This window comes from Finegoldia sp. P1-F-LS, assembly GCF_052932205.1.
Window position 1 is genome coordinate 46,060 of record NZ_JBRFJH010000009.1, and the last position, 18,181, is coordinate 64,240.

An 18,181-nucleotide genomic window follows, 5' to 3' on the forward strand; every position below is an offset into this window, starting at 1 on the left:
TCGTCCTTTATCTCTTATGAGATAGAGGATTTTTTTATTGGAAAATTAGGAGGATATGAATGAAAAAGAGTTTAACCAGAGCAGAAATGCTGACAGTTAGTTTGATGTTGTTTGGGATGTTTTTTGGAGCAGGAAATTTAATATTCCCTCCAATGTTAGGTAAGTTATCGGGAGGAAAAGTTTGGATTAGTTTGTCGTTTTTCTGCATAACAGCAGTTGTATTTCCAATTTTAGGGACATTAGTTGTAGCGAAAACAAAAGGTTTGACAAATTTAGCAAAAAAAGTGTCACCGATGTTTGCTTTAATTTTCCCTATGTTAATATACTTATCAATAGGACCTGGACTTGGAATTCCAAGAGCTGCGACACTTCCATTTGAAATGGCTTTTAAGCCATACTTGCCAGAATCATTTAATGTGAATTTAGCGAGATTTTTGTACACATGTGCGTTTTTTGGATGTGCTTATTGGCTAGCTCTAAATCCTAAAAAAATAGTAAAACGTTCAGGAAAATTTTTGACACCAGCACTTTTAACTTTGATAACATTATTATTCGTGGGAGTTTTATCCAAGAAAGTTTTCATGCCATTAAATCCATCACAAGCATACATGAACTCACCTCATTTTACAGGATTTTTGGAAGGATACAACACTATGGATACAATAGCAGCGCTTAATTTCGGGTTGGTAATCAGTTTGGCAATAAGAGCAATGAATATCAACGACGATAAAGATGTATTAGCTTACACAAAAAAGGGAGGAGTAGTTGCTGCTACATTCCTAGTATTAATATATGCAATGCTTTCATTTGTGGGATATTCTACTGCGGGATTATTCCCTAAAACTACAAACGGAGCAGAAATATTGACAAATGTTACAAGATATACATTTGGATCATTCGGAGCGGTTTTATTAGCGTCTATATTCACATTAGCATGCCTTACAACTTGTATAGGTCTTATAACATCTGTAAGCCAATATTTTTACGAATTGACTAATAAAATGACTTACAGAAAATGGGCGACATTGTGGACAGTGACAGCACTTGTTGTAAGCAATTTTGGATTGAATACAATACTTAAATTATCAGTGCCAGTTTTATCTGCAATATATCCAGTAAGTTTGGTTCTAATAGTTTTATCATTAAGTGAAAATCTATTCAAGAAATCAACAGCAGTTTACAAATGGACTTCATATGTTACAGTTTTTGTAAGCGTAGTTAGCACAGTTGCAAATACGCTTGAAGCAAACAAAATATCTATAGGTGCTGCCAATAGTTTCTTGAATAGTTTGCCACTTTATAAAGAAGGAATGGTGTGGGTAATACCAGCATTTTTCACAATGTTTGTAGGATGTGTTTTGGTTAGATTTTTATCATCTAAAAAAGAAAACTTGGAATTAGAATTGGAAAACCAATAAACAAAAAATTTATGAGCATAATCTTTTAACGAGATTATGCTTTTTAATTTGAAAAAAATTTTATTGTATAGGATAATATTATCTAGGTGATAAATTTGAAAAACATTGATTTATTTAAAACTCTTCTGAAAATTAATGCCGTAACATTTGGCGGAGGGTATACAATAGTACCTATTATTAGAGATGAGTTTGTTAAGAATAAAAAAATAATTGACGACGACGAAATGATGAAGATAATCGCCTTGGCACAAAGTTGTCCAGGAGCAATGGCTATTAATACATCAATTTTATTGGGATACAGGATAAACAAAACAAAAGGAGCAATTGCAAGTGTACTTGCAGCAACACTTCCGTGCTTGGTTATTATTTCGATTGTAAGTTTGATTTACAACAAAATTCACGATAATCTATTTATCAATATGATGCTTATTAGTATGAGTGGAGCAATCAGTGCGATATTACTTTTAACTGTTGTTGATTTGGCGAAATCAAATTTGAAAAAAGACAGGGCACTTGGAATTGGAATAATGATTTTAGCATTTGTAATGGGATTTGTATTTAACATAAATGTTGCGATAATTTTACTTGCATGCGCTTGTATCGGAGTAATGTATTCAAAGATTGTAGGTGGCAAATATGATTTTGATTAAATTATTCTGGGTGTTTTTTAAAGTTGGATTGTTTGCTTTTGGTGGAGGATATGCAACACTTCCGCTTATCACAAATTTTGTCGTAAATGAAAATCAATGGATTAGTCTTCGAGAATTGACAGACGTACTTACGATTTCGCAAATGACTCCAGGACCGATAGCAATCAATTCCGCGACATTTGTTGGAATGAAAATATATTCCGTGCTGGGCGCTGTTGTAGCAACTACTGGATTGGTGTTTCCGGCGTTAATCATTCTGCTTCCATTGTCTAAGTTGATTTTCTCGGGAAAAGAATTAAAGTTTCTAGATTATATATTAAAAGGAATCAAACCTGCAGTTGCAGCACTGATATTCATTGCATTTATCGATTTGTTCGAATCGGCAGTGTTTAACGGCACATTTAATACGACAAACATAAACGTTGTAGCTGTAATTTCATTTTTTGTAGGATTTGTAATGTATTATAAAAAAGTTTCTATCATTAAGATAATCGGCGTGTGCGCAACGATAGGACTAATATATCAATTTGTAATTTAAAAAAAGCCTCACTATGAGGCTTTTTGTAGTTTAAATATCTATTGAGTTGTCCATCATTTTAATTGATGCTTGGTATAAGCCAAGACCTGTCAATATCCAAATAATAGTACTTGAAATAGGTATTCCCATTATTTTTGTGAACGTACTCATTGTAATTGTATCTGAATTTTTTAGCGTTATTAATTCGCTAGCATTTACGATTCCTTCACCTACATATGAGATTAGATAAGGGAATCTTGTGAATATTTCTTGGTCGATTAGAGATATAACCACGTTGATCACAATCATAATTATAATCCATGAGTAACCAGTTTTGTTTGATGGGAACAATGATTTTGTAGCAACTATTGAGAAATACATTACGATATATCCTATAAATGTACTTATAATAAAATATACTGTCAAAAGTATAAACGTAAATGGAGAAATCGTAAAGTATGGATTATTAAATGCCAATTTAATCATTTCTAAGAATTTCGATTCACCGATAAAATACATTCCCAAGAAGTTTATCAAGGAAAAAGCTACGGCAAATATTACTGTCCAAATAAGAGCGAATAATAATTTACTCATTAAAATGTCGTTGCTTCTAACTGGAAGGGTGAACATCAAATATCCTCTGTCGGAATAGTAATCTCGTCTGAACACCATGACAATTTGCACAATCAATGCCAAGAAACTTCCAAAAACTGCAAGTATACATAAAATCAAGAAAAGCATTTCTACAAATCCCAATGTTTGAGTATTTGTCATTATTGAATTTTTAAATAATGCATATAAGAAGCTGTTTCCCAACAATCCTACTAGTAATGATATCAAACATAATTTCAAGTTGTTTTTTAAATCGTGTTTTAAAAGTTTAAGCATGGTGACCTCCAAAAATTTGTTTGTACACATCTTCAATGCCTTTGTTGTAAGTTGATCTCAAATTTTCTACGCTATCATTTAATTCCACAGAACCTTTGTTGAGCATTATTACTCTGTCGAAAATTCTTTCAATGTCTCTAACCAAGTGAGTAGTAATCACTAGAGTGGAATCAGGGTCGATGTTATCAATGATTGCATCCAAAATTTGTTCACGAGCTACAGGGTCAACTCCTGCGATTGGTTCATCAATAATGAAAAGCTTAGCGTGACGTGATAACACAAGTGCCAAGTTCAACTTTTCAGTCATACCTTTTGATAGATTGCTAATTTTCATTTTCTTGTCCAAACTCATTTGTTCAATAAAGTTAGTGAATTTTTCTGCATCAAAATCGGAATAAAAATCTTCGAACAATGCTTGTGTTTGGGCGATTGTAAGGTTAGGGTCTAGAAAAAATCGATCCGGCAAATAACTTACGAATTCTTTTGTCTTGTAATTAACATTTTGTGAATCAATTTTAACTTCGCCTTCGTATTTTTTTATTATTCCAGCTAAAATTTTGATTAAAGTTGTCTTGCCAGAACCATTTGGACCTAGAAGTCCGATGACTTCTCCTTTTTCGGCTGTAAATGATACATCATTAAGTGCTTGTTTGTTGCCGTATTTTTTCGACAAATTTTTTATTTCGAGTACGCTCATTTTGTCCACCTTTCATCTATTAGTTCCATTAGTTTTTCTTTCGGCATATTCATCTGATACATTTCGTTTAAGAAATCATCTATCAATTGTTCTGCCATATCATTTTTCAAAGCTTTTAATTTATCTTCGTCCACATCTACAAACGAACCAAGTCCTCGTTTACTCATAGTAACTCCACAGCTTTCCAACTCTGCATAAGCACGTTGAACTGTGTTGGGATTTACGTTTAATTCTTTCGCAGTTTCTCTTACAGAAGGAATTTTATCGGAAGACTTTAATTCTTGCCTAATTATTTTGTATTTAAAATAATCTACGATTTGAATGTAGATAGGCTTATTATCATCAAATTGCATATTATCTCCTTTCTCATCTGTTCTATAACAATAATACACCGTTACAATAAAAAAGTCAACCTATTTTAATAAAATATTTACGCCCTTTGATGATAAATCGTTCAGCTCATCGATTTGTTCTTGATTAATTATAGAATTTTTCTTGGCGAAAATTTTTCCTGGTGGATAAATCACGATATCATTGGCGATTATTTTGTTTAGTAAATAATCGTACGTTTTATAAGTTTTCGTAGAGTCTGATTTTTTATATGAACGAAGAGCTTCAAGCAAGATTTCGAAATCTTTTTTCTCATCTGCAATCGTTGAAATCAAAACGAGATTTTTGTCGTCTATCATTTCAATATAAATTCCGTTTTTTATCAAATGCTCATTCACATCATTTGGATTGTCACATTGAAGGACAATTCTTGTAAAATCTCTCTTGCAATTTTTTTGAATAGGAGCTTTTCTTATATAATCTAAGCCTTCAATCTCACTATAAAACCAATCTATTATTTCTTTTAATTCAGCGTATTTGCTTTTATTTTTGGTACAATAATCAATTGCATATTCTACAGATGTCATGAAAATATACGATGGGGAAGATGTCATAATCATTTGTAGATTACTCAGAGTTTTATCTATCAATTCATCTTCACAGTTGAAATTAATCGCAGCAGTTTGTGTGAATGCAGGCATCATTTTGTGATACGAATTAATAGAAATATCACAACCTAGTTGCATTGCATTTTTGTCGAAACAGTCCAGCGCAAAATGCGTTCCGTGTGCTTCGTCTACGATAATCTTGATATTATTTTCGTGGCAGTATTCTACAAGTTTTTCGATAGGCTGATAAATCCCATAATAATTGGGGCGTGTTATAAGAACTGCTTTGATAGATGAATCTTTTTTCAAATTTTCTATTAAAACTTCTTGTTCACACACTCCATCACAGTCGATCTCCACAGATTTTCCACGAGCAAGTCGTACGCCGTTGATTACAGATTTGTGACAATTTTTCTCTACCAAAATTTTGTCGTTTTCATCTAATACGCTCATTATACTTGCGACGATACCAGAGGTTGAACCATTTACAAGATACATTGATTTTTTTGCATGTGAAAAAAGGGCAAGATTATTCCTGCCCTCAGCTATAATATTATTTGCATGGTACAAATCATCTGTATCAGATAATTCCGTTACATCAATCTTTAAAATATTTTCAAGAAAATCGTTCATTCCTTCCAACATCTTGCCCTTATGGCCAGGCATATGAAAGCTTACTTTTTCTTTTCTATTTATAAGATTATCATACAAATTACGCATTCAACATTTTCTCCACTTCAACCATAATTGCACATTCAGTACGTTTCTTTTGCATTGCGCATCCCAATTCGTATGGCTTGTAAATATCATTATTAAAATTGTACGCATTTGCATGGCAACCACCAGAACAGTAGAATTTGCACCAACAATTTTTGCAATCTTCTTTTGTAAATACGTGACAATGCAAGAATTCTTCACGCATATCTTCTGGTAAAGTTAGATTTTCATCTAAAATATTGCCCATTTTGAATTTTTCGTTGCCGACAAATTGGTGACAAGGGTAGATGTCTCCTTCTGGAGTTACTGCAACGTATTCGCAGCCAGCACCACAACCTTGCATTCTTTTAATAACACAAGGACCTTGAGTCAAATCCACCATAAAATGGAAGAACTTGAAGTTAGAACCATTTACTTGATCTTTTGCATATTCCACTGCCAACTTTTCGTATTCATTCAAAACAGTGTCTAAATCTTCCTTAGTAATAGCGTAATCATCATAATCGCTGTCTACAACAGGTTCAATACTTGACAATTCAAATCCCAAATCTTTGAAATGTTTTACATCTTCTGAAAAATCTAAATTCTTCTTAGTAAAAGTTCCTCTAACATAATAATATTTTCCTTTTCTTCCTTTAATAAGCTTTTGGAATTTAGGAACGATTAAATCGTAAGAGCCCTTATCATTCAAAGTTTTTCTCATATTATCGTTGACAGATTTTCTACCATCAAGACTAAGAACAACGTTGTGCATATTTTTGTTGATAAAATCTATCTTGTCATCGTCTAATAAAACACCATTAGTAGTTATCGTAAATCTGAATTTCTTACCTTTTTCCTCGGCTATTTCGTTGCCGTATTTAACTAATTTCTTCACAAGCTCGAAATCCATTAAAGGTTCTCCACCGAAGAAATCCACTTCCAAGAATTTTCTTGAACCGCTATTGTCAACCAAATATTTCAAAGCTTTCTTGCCGACTTCTTCAGTCATATAAGCTTTGTGTCCACCGAAATCACCTTGTGAAGCAAAACAATATTCGCACTTCAAATTACAATCGTGAACAACGTGAAGGCACATTGCCTTTAAAACAGGTTCTCTCTTTTTGAAATCTTCAATGTGAAGATAATCATCTGATGAAAAAAGCATATTCGCTTTTTCCAATTCTCCGATTTCCTTGATAGAATCTCTGACAGATTCTTCAGGATATTGAGCTAATTTTTCTACTATTTCATCTGCACTTAAATCTTTGTAATAATCAAGTACATCGTAACTTATGTCGTCAAAAACATGGACACTTCCACCGTTTACATCTAAAACAATGTTGTGGCCATTCATTTTGTATTTATGTATCATATAATTCTCCTTTCAGCTACCGTACTATTTTATAGAAAATTATGAATTAAGTCAATAAAAAACGAAAACCACTCAAAAGAGTGGCATTAATTTAATAATCGCATATCTGATTGTCTACTTAAAAGTCTTCAATCATTATGTAAACAAGATTATCTATTTTCGTTTTCACATTCTTGGTTAGCAACTGTGCAAGAAGTTTTGCAAGCTGATTGGCAAGATGTTTGGCATTCACCACAACCACCTTTGCAAGCTGATTCTTTCAAAGTGTTAGGTGTTAAAGTTTTAATATGTTTTTCCATAATATTCACCTCAAAATAATTATATCATAAATTCAGAAAAAATGTGAGAAATAATATTTTGGGTGTATAATCAAAAAAAGTATTGACAAATAATTGAAAAAGTAGTATTTTAAAATTAAAGAAGAGATAAAAAAGAGGTGGTAAAGAATTAGATAAAAATTAGGAGGGATATACAAATATATTAAATCAAAATATTGTTATATTTACTAAATCTGATTAAATGGTAGTTTTTATTAAACAAGTATAGCTAAGTTTACAAGTACATTTAATTATTAAAGACTAACTATTAAAAGTCAAGAGGTGAAACAAAGAAAATATAAGTAATGATATTGATAAAAACTGAATAAAAATAAGCATGAAAAAGCACCCTAAAGTTTAAGATTAAAAATAGGGTAAGTAAAGTTTTTGCCTTTTAAATAGTAATTTTTTCAAAAGAACCTGTAAATGGTAAAGGCTCCGCCCGAGCAAAGCTCGCCATTTACAGAACCTTTATCAAAAATTTGTAAACAGTTAAGCAAAAACTAACTCTGCACTTGATAAGGTTCATTCTTAGTAAGGACAGCAAAAATAGTATGACAAAGCTTTCTAGCAACAGCGTTTGTAGCAACTAAATGATGCTTGCCTTCACTGATTTTCTTCTGATAATAATCAGAAAAAACAGGGTCACAAAATTCAGCTCTAAGAGCGGATTGAAAAAGAGCACGCCTTAAGTAAGGAGAACCTCTTTTACTCATATGATTGTAAGTAGATTCATATTCTCCAGACTGAGAAACGCTAGCATCCAAACCAGCATAAGCGACAAGTTTTGAAGGATTAGAAAATCTTTTAATATCACCAATCTCACCTAATATAGTAGCAGCATTAACAGAACCAATACCTGGAATAGTAGTAATTGGAGAATTAAGTTTTTCAAGTAAAACCTCAATTTCATTCTCAACATCAGAAACCTGATTTTGAATAAAAGAAATTTGCTCAATAAGCATTTTGATTTGAAGACTAAATGAGTCCAGACAGAAATTAATACCAAAAGAAGAAGAAGCCTTTTTAGAAAGCTCATCAATCTTCTTAGAAGCATAGTTTTTCCTAGTAACAGATTCAAGAAAAGTATTCAAATCATCAGAATTAATATCCTCAAAATCAGAAGGAGTAGAGAAATTTGAAAGAATTTCCTTAGAAGTCTTCCCAAAAATATTACTAAAAGAAGAGGCATATTCAGGGAAAACTTGATCTAAAAGCGCAATAGTTTTTCTTTTAAGATCGCCAATAGAAGAAATAAGGTAGGACCTAAATCTGGAAAGATTCCTCAAAGACAAATAATCTTCGTTAGAAAGTGAAGTCTCAACGAAATCTCCATATCTAAGAAGATCAGCTATTAAAAGAGAATCAATAATATCAGTTTTTCTCTTTCTAATCTCAATACCTTGTCGCCAACCGTCAGTTTGGATAGGGTTGATAACACGAACAGTAAAGTTTTTTTCAACAAGATATGAGTATAGAGATAACCAATAATGACCTGTAGCTTCCATACCAACTTCAAGTTCATTTTTGAAAGCTTCTAGTTTAAGGATTAAACTTTCAGCACCATCAATGGAATTTGAAAAAGAAAAAGCCTTAAAGATAACTTTTTTCTTGTCATCAACTAATGAAGCAACATGAGTATTTTTACCAATATCGATACCTAAATAAAACATTTGAAACCTCATAAAAAGTATTTTAGATAGAACCTTCTAAATCTAATAACGTTACTGCCTTATGGGAGATACGAAGTACTGAAAATCAGTCAACATCTAACTTATACGTAAACAGTTAAAAGATTAGAGGACTCACTCTTTCAAGTACGAGATTAAATCTCAAGGAGGGGACGAGTACACTCTATCTAATAACAATATTATACAGTAAAACTGAATAATACTTAGTCGATAAAGGGTTATAGGTTACCTTTAACAACCTAAATACATTATATAAGGAGGGCATTATGAAAAGATTTGTTAGTTTTTTAATGGTATTAACTTTTATTATGTTATCAACAGTTGAAGTTTTTGCTGATAATTCATTAAATCAAAAAGTTTATTATTCAAGGAAACCAAGCTTTTTGAAGGAACAGACGATTTCAAATACGAAGGCATTACAAATTGAAGAGGAAATCAACAAATTAAACCAATGTCATATAGACACATCAATTATTAATAGAGTAAATGTGAGAAAATCTGGAAATGAATATAATCTACACTACGGAAATGTTGATGAAAGAGTGACTGTAGAATGTGACGGAAATGAAAACGTAATCATAAGCTCTAGTGATGGGAAAAAAAGTAATACGATTATTTTCAATAAAGATGGAAGTATCATACTTGATGGTTATAAAGTTCAAATAACTGAAGTACAACAAGAAAATACAAACATAAATTATTTTTCAACTGGAAAAATTTGGGAAGGAGTGAAGTCTCTTTCTCCCTATGGAAAATTAAAATCTTCAGATTATAAAAAATATTTAAGTTCAAAAAAACAAAATATTAGTTTAGGAAAGGCTTTAGACCAACTTACAGTTACAACTCTAACTTCATTAATTGGTTTATTAAATCCTTATGCAGGAATAGCAGTATCATTGGCAGGGGTAGCAAGAAATGTATACAATGTTATTGTTAACATAAATCCTAAGACAAAGTATATAGGTTGTTCATATACAACTTACACAGCAGGAGCCAGTGATTATAAATACGTCAATAAGTTTTATGCTAATAGCCAATGTACAGGAAAATATCGTACAGAAATTAGTTATGAACATTTTACAGTTTATTAAAAATTTTTAGTGATACTTTTAAATGTTAAATGATATAAAAATAAATACAAGCCAAATACAATGTATTTAAAGAAGATATAAGTGTATTATCCAATCTAAAGGTAAATTAAAAATGTTTTAGCAATGTTATCGTAAAATATTTTGCATAAAAAAGGGGTTAATATATGGGAAATAAAAACACTTATAACAACTATCAATTCTACGAAACACCAGCATTGACTAAATATTTGGAAGAACAATCAATAAAAGGCTATAGTTTTTGTGGCGCAGTGGGAGAATTTTTAGATGTATTAAAGTTTAGTCACATGGAAGATAAAAAAAGTAAATCTTTTACTATTTTGCGTAAGCGTTTGGACGAACATATCGATGAAAAAATCAGAGAAATGAAAAATAATAAAACTGAAGTTATACACGAAAATAATACGTATATTGTATTTGCAAATAATTCTGAGGCGGATAAGGAGTTAGAATCCATTTTAAAAAAGCAAAATGCTCTCCAAGCAGTTTCCATAAAAAAATCTGTAGCATTTATCAGTATATTATTGATTATTTCTGTGATTAGTGTGGTTTTGAATTTATTATGGTTACAAAATACAAACTTAGTGTTAAACAGTCTGAATGTGGGAGTTTGTATTTCTCTAATTATTAATTTCTTGATTTATTTTATTGGAGATTTGCACGATTATTTTTCAGGAAAAGCAGTAACAACAGACGGGAAGATAATATTTAATAACCGCACCAAATTTAAAGATACGCTATTTCGACTTGGAGATGTACTTAAATTCGCAATATTATTGGTAAGTATATTTCTTAGCATAAAAGTTGTGCTACAAGCAAGTGATCCTGCGGTCACAGTTAATGTTGTAAAAATGTGGTCGATATTTTGTATTGTGGGATTTGGTTCAAGGATAAAATTCCAAAAATCATATATCGTATTGCTTTTTATCGAAGTATTTCTAATAACACTTGGAGCGTTGTAGAAAACAATTAAATAAGTTTTTAAATTAAAAATTGCGCGATTAATTTCGCGCTTTTTTCTTGTACATATGTTTAAGGAAATTGTTTTTTTAGGATTTGTTCTATAATTATATTTGAGAGTATAATTATGGAGCGAATTATGATAGAGATAAACAACAATAATTTATTTTATGTGGAGAAGAGGAATAAAACATTACGAATCACAAGGCGGATAAATCTGTTTTTGACATTAAATAATATATATGATAAGATTAAATTAACAATGGAGGTGAGATTATTTATGTTTGAAGTATTAAGAGTAGGTGGCAGTGGCGGAAGAGATAAATGCCCAAGAAGAGCCTAAATATTTAAAGGTAAAAAAGAGGAAACAAAAATGAGCGAATATTCTTAAAGTTGGTTTTATATCTAATTTTTGAGAATCAGTTCAAAATGTTTCCTTTTTTTTATCATAAATGAAAAGGTTTATCATAAATGAAAAGGAGAATAATTATGTACTTATATGTATTTAAAGATTTTGATTTATATTTTGCCAAAGGATTGGAAAATAATGCTATTGTAAAATTTGATTCTAGTATTATATCGGAAATTAACAATCATGATATTTTTTTTAAGAAAGAATATAAAGAAATTATAAAAGACACTTTTCAGAAAACAAATAAACAAAACAAAGAAAATTCTTTTGTTGTTGTCACTAATACAAATTGTAATTTGAGATGTTCATATTGTTATGAAAAAAATATATGTGATACAGAGAGATTAATGATAGAGGAAGAAAACAATTCTATATATGAATTTATATATAGAAATATAAAAAAATCTGATGCTAGAATCTTTAATATTGAATTTACAGGAGGAGAACCTTTATTAAATAAAAAATATATTTTTAGATTAGTTAATAAAATTAATAGAAACTTAAAAGAAAAAATAATAAAGTATTCATTAGTTACAAACGGAATATTATTAGAAAAAGAAGACATAAAATTTTTTAATGATAATAAATTTAATATACAAATTACACTTGATGGAAGTAAAAAATTTCATAATCAAGAAAGAATAGGTTTGGATATTACAAATTCATTTGATATTATAATTAAAAATATTAAAGAGTATTTGAATAATAGCGAGTTATTAAAAATTACTATTAGAGTAAATGTTAGTAACAAAAATAAAGAATCTATTTTTGAGTTGATAGATTTTTTAAAAATAGAATTTAAAAATTTTATAAACAAATCATTGAATATTTATTTTGACTTTTTAGATGTTAGTAATGATGATATAAATTTTCTGGAATATTTTGAGGGAACTAAAATAATTGCTGAAATTTACTATTATTTATTTAAGAATAATATAAATGTTCCATATGATTTTAACATTGCTGGAAACTGTATGGCTAGGAATAGTACTAGCGTAACAATAACACCAGAAGGAAAGTTATTAAAGTGTTATTCTATGGTAGGAGATAATAATTTTTTTTATGAAAAAGATGTGTATAATAATGACGTTGAAATTAAGAATATACCTCCTATATTAAAAAATTGCGATATCATGCAATGTCCACTATATAGCAAGTGTATGGGAGGATGTGGGTACAAAGAATATTCAAATAAAAATGGGTTTAAAATAAATTGTAATTATGAATCTATAAATTATTTGAATAAATTATATTTTTTGTTTGAATTGTCAAATGAATTTGGTGTTTACATAGAAAACCCATTGGAGATGATGAATAATGTTGAAATTAAAAAGATATGTTTCAAATAAAAGCATTGCTATTTATTGTTTAATAAATGGTGTATTAAAAATTTTGTTTTTAGTATCTCCACTTGTTGCAAAAAAGTTTATAGATAATGCAATGGATAAAAATTTTAATAATATGTTGATTTTTGGACTGATAGATGTTTTTTTATTTGTATTGACTCAGGTTGTATCTTATATATTTGATATTTTCAGTAAAAAAGTAGAAACATCAGCAATATCTAATATTTTCAAAGAGGTAAATGAAAATTTGGATACATATAGAGTAAAAGAACATTCAATTAATAGAGATAGAATTAATCAAGAAATAACAAATAATCTTACATTAATAAAAGGCTTTATTGTAGATATACCTATTAGAATTGTATTTTCTATTATTACTATGATAGCAATATTTTTAATAATGTTAAAATTGTCTATTAGCTTAGCATTAGTTATGATAATTGTAGTCCCAGTAGGTGCATATATATCATATAAATTAGGTTATTTGATTTCAGATTATTCGGAAAAGGATTTAACGAATAATAGAGATATTAAGGGATATCTGCTAGATAAATATTCTATTACAAAGTCAGAAAGACTTTTGAAAAAAAAGCAGATGTTTGATATAAAAATTTTATTAGAAAATTATGAGAATACCTTAAATAAAAAATATAAATTAGAATCTCTTGTAAATAATATGATGATTTATTTTATTTTAAATGGTGTAATAATTTCTATGTATTTGATTTCTGGATATTATGTGTATAAAAATATGATTACAATAGGTACTTTTTATGCTACACAACTTTATGTGTCTAGATTTTGGACACCAGTAGAATATTTGTTTGACATAAGAAATCAATATTTAACAGCAAAGCCAGCAATAAATAGTTTTTTGAATTTTATGGAAGTAAAAAAAACAAGATACAATTATGATATTATAAAAGAAATAGAATTGGTGAATTTTGAATGTTTGAGTAATAAAGGGAAAGTATTAAATGAAAAAATTTCTATGAAATTTGATAATAAAAATATAAATATAATTTCTGGAGATAATGGTGTAGGAAAAACAACTGTGATAGAATCTATTTTGAATTATACCGATAGATACAATGGAGATATATTAATAAATGGAAGAATATTAAAAGAGAGCTACTATGATATGGTGTACATATCATCTGATTATAATATATCTAATTTTGGATTGTTATCTGATAAAATAAATTTTTCTTCTGGACAAAAGAAAAAAGCACAAATAGAGTTAGCATTAAATACGGATAAGAGTGTTTATATAATAGATGAACCTACTAATTTTTTAGATGAAGAAAATAAAATCAAAATAGCGAATATGATAAATGAGTTGTATTTTAAAAGGAAAATAGTGATTTTGATTACGCATGATAGCGGAATTATTAATATGATAAAAAATAAAAAAATGTATTTTTTAAAAAAATCTGCATGAGATTATACTCGTGCAGATTTTTCATTTATTAGCATTCTTTGTTTTCTCCTATTGTTCATAAAATTAATCAAAGCCCCACTGAAGATTAATGCATAGCCGATTATACTTAAATAATCAGCGATTTGATGTAAGAATAAAAATCCGAACAATCCTGTAAAAATTATCGTCGAATAATCAAACACCGAAATTTCAGAAGCAGGGGCGAATTTGTAAGCTAATGTAATTCCAAATTGTCCGATGAGAGCTGCAAGTCCAACGCCTATAAGAGCAAGGATGGATGTTGTACTCATTGGAACAAAATTAAATATCATAAATGGAATACAAACCAAACACGAAAATCCTGAGAAAAACGCAACGATAAACGAACTGTTAACTCCAAGCGTGTTTAATTTTCTTACACATGTATAAGCACCACCAGCACAAATTCCACCCAAAATTCCTATTAAATATGGAAGAATTTCGTGGATTTGTAGTGTAGGTTTTACGACGAATAAAACCCCTACAAATGCTATCAGAATTGAAATTATGTGTTCCTTTCTCAAATCTTCTTTTAAGAAAACCCAAGATAAAATCAATGTCGCAAATGGAGCCAGTTTGTTGAGAACTGATGCATCGGAAATAAACAGATGATCCAACGCGTAATAATTACAAAAAATTCCTGCCGTACCCAAACTTGCTCTTAAGATCAAAGTTTTCCATGGAATTGATTTAATATCGTGAAGTTCTTGTACCTCTTCTTTTTTATTTGATTTCAATAAAAGTGCAAATGCTACCAAAAAAGCAATTAAATTTCTGTAAAAACTTTTTTGTATAGTTGGCAAATCTCCAGCAAGTGGTATGAATAAATTCATAAGAGCAAATCCAAATGCTGACAATAATATTGCTATAATACCTTTAGTTCTATTATTCATTTATTACCTCCGTATTAATAAATGATATCATAAAACAATGTAGAATTGAAATTTATTCTATTTCGCAAGAGTTTATTAGGTGGTATAATCAAAAAAGAGAGGAATTTGTGATTATGAAAACTAAAGCGAAGAAATATTTTATTTATTCAAGTTTGTTTTATGTATTTATTTTTGTGCTTGATTTTTTAGTGTCTGTAATTACATCAAATTTTGCAGACGAATTTGTAAAACTAAATACAGTAGAATTTCAAAATACAATAAAAACTATGCTAATTATAATATTAGTATTTGGTGTGAAATTTTTATTAGAAAAACTAATACCTTATAAATTAGAATTAATAAAACATCAATTAAAATTTCAGTTAAAAAACAACATACTTAGAGATATTTACAATTTACAAAAAGAATTGTTGTTCGAATTGACAGGAGAACAAGTTTTGCAAATTGTAGATAAGGATAGCGACATCGTAGCAAGTTTTAGGTATGAATATTTGGTAGAATTTTTTTCTTCATTATTTATTTTTGCGATGGTACTTGTTTCATTTTTGGTTTTAAGTTATAAGGTGACTTTTATTTTTGTTTTGTTAGCTATTTTGCAAATAATACCGCCAATAATTACTAAAAATAGTTTATATAAGATTTACATGGATACTAGAAAAATAGAACAAGATACTACTAACTGGATTATATCGGCATCAGATGGAAGAGATGTTTTGAAAACTTTTAATGCGGCTGATTGGTATTTTAAAAATAAAAGAAATTTGGATGAGCTGAATGTAAATGCAGGAACTAAGGCTGAAATTGCATTTGCTCTTGAAAATGCGATGTATTCTCTGTTAGATTTGATTTTAAAAATAGTTAGTTACGCAATTATTGGTATAGCAATCTATAATCAGGAAATTACCATTGCTGATTCGGTGTTTATGATTATGTTACTGAGTACGTTCTATTCCAATTTTGAGAATATAACAAAATATATTTCGAAGGTTCAAGAATTCAATGTATCAAAAACTAGAATAAATAATATTTTAAATAAAGATATTAATAGTAACGATGTAACAGTTTCAGATACTGATTCTCTAATAGATTTAAAAATTGAAGATTTAGATTTTTGTCGAAATTTAAATGGAACAAATCTTAAATTAGAAAAAGGAGATAAAATTCTAATTTCTGGGAGTAATGGCAAAGGGAAAACAACCATTTTCAATTTGATTTTAGGACTTTTACACTCAAATAGCAAATTGGTTATTAGAGATATTCCAGAAAGACTTATAAGTTATTTAAATCAAAATGATTTATGTATTTCTTTTACAATGAGAGAGATTATGGGTATGCTTGAAGGAAAAGAATACGTTAAAAAAGTCCAAGAACTCTGCAATTATTTTGGGATTAAGGAGCTTGAATGGAGTAAATACTTAGATGAATTATCAGGTGGAGAAAGGAAAAAATTCGCATTGGCAGTGTGTCTGGCATCTGATAAGAATATACTTTTGTTAGATGAACCGACAAATCATTTAGATGATAAATCAGTGGAAAAACTAATCGGTATTTTAAGATCTGATTCACGAGAAATGATTGTAATTAGTCATGATGAAAGGTTAAATAAAATATGCAATAAAACTTTAGATTTAGATAGCGGTGATAATTATGTATAAGGATTTATTCAGGTCTATGAGGTTTGGCGCAATATTAGGGCTTATTAGCAATATAATTCAAGATGTGTCAGCAGTTTTCATAGCGACTGTTTTGGGAACTTTTACATCTGCAGTATTGAATTCAGATATAAAAATGATGAAATCTTCAATATATAAGTTGCTCATTGCTATTTTGATTACTGTAGTTTTGATACCTATTTTTCAGATTTTATCAAATAAAATTATCCTGAAAAATAGTTTTACTCACGAAAACTTGCTAATAGACAAATACTTAAAATTTGATGAAAGTACTTTAAGAGATATAAAATCTTATAAATTTGACAATATTATAGAAAAAGAAGCAACTATGCTTAGATTGAATTTTATATGGGCATTTCAAAATATTTCAGAAGCTTTAATAATAGTTTTAATTTTGATAATAAGCTTGAAAGAATTACCAATTTATTATTTTGTATTCATAGTTGCTATGGGATTTTTAAGATTTGTATCATTTACTACTTTTAAGAATGAAGTTTCAGAATATACAAGAGACAAATATACATTTAAAGAAAATGAAAGAAAAATATTATTTTCTTGCTCTTTTGAAAAAGATTGGTTGAAATTTAATAATTTGTACACAAAATTCATACAGGTATACAAAGAATTATTTGATGAATTTCTGAATGAAAAAATATCAACAGGAGAAATGTATACAAAAACTCAAAACGCAGTAAGAAATTTAGCAGATGGATTGTTTTTAATACTAGTAGTGGGATTTGGAATTATTCTATGTTCTAAACAAATTATAGGAATCAATTCAATAATAAAAGTTTTAGCTGTGTCTGTTGTTATCAATAAATTTTTCGATTGTGTGAAAAAGTCAGTGGACTCATTTATTCAATTAAAAAGTTTAAAAGTTAATGTGGGAAAATTTTATTCAATTATTCCAGAAGATAAGGTTTCTAATAATGGCAATAGTGAAATCGAAATAAATGCTAAAAATTTAAGTTACACGGTAAATGACAAAAATATTTTAAAACCTGTAAATTTTATTATAGATAATTTATCATAACAAGTGCAACATAAAATAACTCATAGCTAATCAGCTGTGTTAATATGTAAGTGACCAAACAAAACATATTAAAAGGAGCGATTAACTATGAGCTATAACCATATTACCA

The 18,181-nt window shown here is 29.0% G+C and carries 18 protein-coding genes and 1 other annotated feature (1 of these 19 cut by a window edge); of the genes, 10 read left to right on the top strand and 8 right to left on the bottom strand.

Annotated features, from left to right (window positions below):
* Positions 1 to 11: a binding site (T-box leader), on the top strand; it begins 230 nt to the left of the window's first position.
* Between the two features lie 48 nt (positions 12 to 59).
* The 3 genes from brnQ to ACU68Y_RS07420 all read left to right on the top strand — a co-directional run bounded on the left by brnQ (position 60) and on the right by ACU68Y_RS07420 (position 2,606).
* Entirely contained in the window at positions 60 to 1,418 is a 1,359-nt protein-coding gene (gene brnQ / locus ACU68Y_RS07410) for a branched-chain amino acid transport system II carrier protein (RefSeq protein WP_002840845.1), read from the top strand.
* Positions 1,419 to 1,504: 86 nt separating this feature from the next.
* Entirely contained in the window at positions 1,505 to 2,068 is a 564-nt protein-coding gene (locus ACU68Y_RS07415; protein WP_446755804.1) for a chromate transporter, read from the top strand.
* The gene (locus ACU68Y_RS07420; protein WP_094202872.1) at positions 2,055 to 2,606 is read left to right on the top strand and encodes a chromate transporter; all 552 of its coding nucleotides are present in this window, start codon (positions 2,055 to 2,057) and stop codon (positions 2,604 to 2,606) included. The genes ACU68Y_RS07415 and ACU68Y_RS07420 overlap by 14 nt, the downstream gene beginning before the upstream one ends.
* A 30-nt stretch (positions 2,607 to 2,636) precedes the next feature.
* Here the strand turns inward: ACU68Y_RS07420 and ACU68Y_RS07425 are convergent, their stop codons facing one another.
* The 7 genes from ACU68Y_RS07425 to ACU68Y_RS07455 form a co-directional block, all read right to left on the bottom strand.
* On the bottom strand, positions 2,637 to 3,473 hold the full coding sequence (locus ACU68Y_RS07425) for an antibiotic ABC transporter permease (protein WP_316534106.1): 837 nt from the start codon (positions 3,471 to 3,473) through the stop codon (positions 2,637 to 2,639).
* A complete protein-coding gene (locus tag ACU68Y_RS07430; protein ID WP_446755805.1) occupies positions 3,466 to 4,170 on the bottom strand; it encodes an ABC transporter ATP-binding protein in 705 nt (234 codons plus the stop codon). Before ACU68Y_RS07430 ends, ACU68Y_RS07425 begins: the two co-directional genes overlap by 8 nt.
* Complete coding sequence (locus ACU68Y_RS07435; RefSeq protein ID WP_446755806.1) at positions 4,167 to 4,523, bottom strand: GntR family transcriptional regulator; 357 nt, start codon at positions 4,521 to 4,523, stop codon at positions 4,167 to 4,169. The genes ACU68Y_RS07430 and ACU68Y_RS07435 overlap by 4 nt, the downstream gene beginning before the upstream one ends.
* A gap of 60 nt (positions 4,524 to 4,583) precedes the next feature.
* The gene (locus tag ACU68Y_RS07440) at positions 4,584 to 5,828 is read right to left on the bottom strand and encodes an aminotransferase class V-fold PLP-dependent enzyme (RefSeq protein ID WP_446755807.1); all 1,245 of its coding nucleotides are present in this window, start codon (positions 5,826 to 5,828) and stop codon (positions 4,584 to 4,586) included.
* Positions 5,821 to 7,179 carry a thioether cross-link-forming SCIFF peptide maturase gene (gene scfB / locus ACU68Y_RS07445; protein WP_002839577.1) on the bottom strand — a complete coding sequence of 453 codons (1,359 nt, stop codon included), beginning with the start codon at positions 7,177 to 7,179 and terminating at the stop codon, positions 5,821 to 5,823. Before scfB ends, ACU68Y_RS07440 begins: the two co-directional genes overlap by 8 nt.
* Before the next feature lie 149 nt (positions 7,180 to 7,328).
* A complete protein-coding gene (gene scfA, locus ACU68Y_RS07450; RefSeq protein WP_002835215.1) occupies positions 7,329 to 7,478 on the bottom strand; it encodes a six-cysteine ranthipeptide SCIFF in 150 nt (49 codons plus the stop codon).
* Positions 7,479 to 7,999: 521 nt separating this feature from the next.
* Positions 8,000 to 9,169: an IS110 family transposase gene (locus tag ACU68Y_RS07455; protein ID WP_002838080.1), complete on the bottom strand. Its 1,170-nt coding sequence runs from the start codon at positions 9,167 to 9,169 to the stop codon at positions 8,000 to 8,002.
* A gap of 284 nt (positions 9,170 to 9,453) precedes the next feature.
* On the opposite strand from ACU68Y_RS07455, the gene ACU68Y_RS07460 reads away from it, so the two are divergent.
* From ACU68Y_RS07460 to ACU68Y_RS07480, 5 genes are all read left to right on the top strand, one after another.
* A complete protein-coding gene (locus ACU68Y_RS07460; protein WP_002839474.1) occupies positions 9,454 to 10,278 on the top strand; it encodes a hypothetical protein in 825 nt (274 codons plus the stop codon).
* A gap of 164 nt (positions 10,279 to 10,442) precedes the next feature.
* Positions 10,443 to 11,258 (top strand): hypothetical protein, encoded by an 816-nt coding sequence (locus ACU68Y_RS07465; RefSeq protein WP_446755808.1) that lies wholly within the window; start codon positions 10,443 to 10,445, stop codon positions 11,256 to 11,258.
* 137 nt (positions 11,259 to 11,395) lie between these two features.
* Positions 11,396 to 11,599: a hypothetical protein gene (locus ACU68Y_RS07470; RefSeq protein ID WP_035110311.1), complete on the top strand. Its 204-nt coding sequence runs from the start codon at positions 11,396 to 11,398 to the stop codon at positions 11,597 to 11,599.
* Between the two features lie 146 nt (positions 11,600 to 11,745).
* Positions 11,746 to 13,017 carry a radical SAM protein gene (locus ACU68Y_RS07475; RefSeq protein ID WP_002839521.1) on the top strand — a complete coding sequence of 424 codons (1,272 nt, stop codon included), beginning with the start codon at positions 11,746 to 11,748 and terminating at the stop codon, positions 13,015 to 13,017.
* The gene (locus tag ACU68Y_RS07480; RefSeq protein ID WP_446755809.1) at positions 12,986 to 14,455 is read left to right on the top strand and encodes an ATP-binding cassette domain-containing protein; all 1,470 of its coding nucleotides are present in this window, start codon (positions 12,986 to 12,988) and stop codon (positions 14,453 to 14,455) included. The genes ACU68Y_RS07475 and ACU68Y_RS07480 overlap by 32 nt, the downstream gene beginning before the upstream one ends.
* Before the next feature lie 2 nt (positions 14,456 to 14,457).
* Here ACU68Y_RS07480 and ACU68Y_RS07485 read toward each other — a convergent pair whose 3' ends face one another.
* Entirely contained in the window at positions 14,458 to 15,366 is a 909-nt protein-coding gene (locus ACU68Y_RS07485) for a DMT family transporter (protein WP_446755810.1), read from the bottom strand.
* A 113-nt stretch (positions 15,367 to 15,479) separates the two neighbouring features.
* Here ACU68Y_RS07485 and ACU68Y_RS07490 point away from each other — a divergent pair, with 113 nt between their 5' ends.
* Both ACU68Y_RS07490 and ACU68Y_RS07495 read left to right on the top strand, forming a co-directional pair.
* Positions 15,480 to 17,021 carry an ATP-binding cassette domain-containing protein gene (locus tag ACU68Y_RS07490; RefSeq protein ID WP_446755811.1) on the top strand — a complete coding sequence of 514 codons (1,542 nt, stop codon included), beginning with the start codon at positions 15,480 to 15,482 and terminating at the stop codon, positions 17,019 to 17,021.
* Complete coding sequence (locus ACU68Y_RS07495; RefSeq protein WP_446755812.1) at positions 17,014 to 18,072, top strand: hypothetical protein; 1,059 nt, start codon at positions 17,014 to 17,016, stop codon at positions 18,070 to 18,072. The genes ACU68Y_RS07490 and ACU68Y_RS07495 overlap by 8 nt, the downstream gene beginning before the upstream one ends.
* Positions 18,073 to 18,181 lie beyond the last annotated feature (109 nt).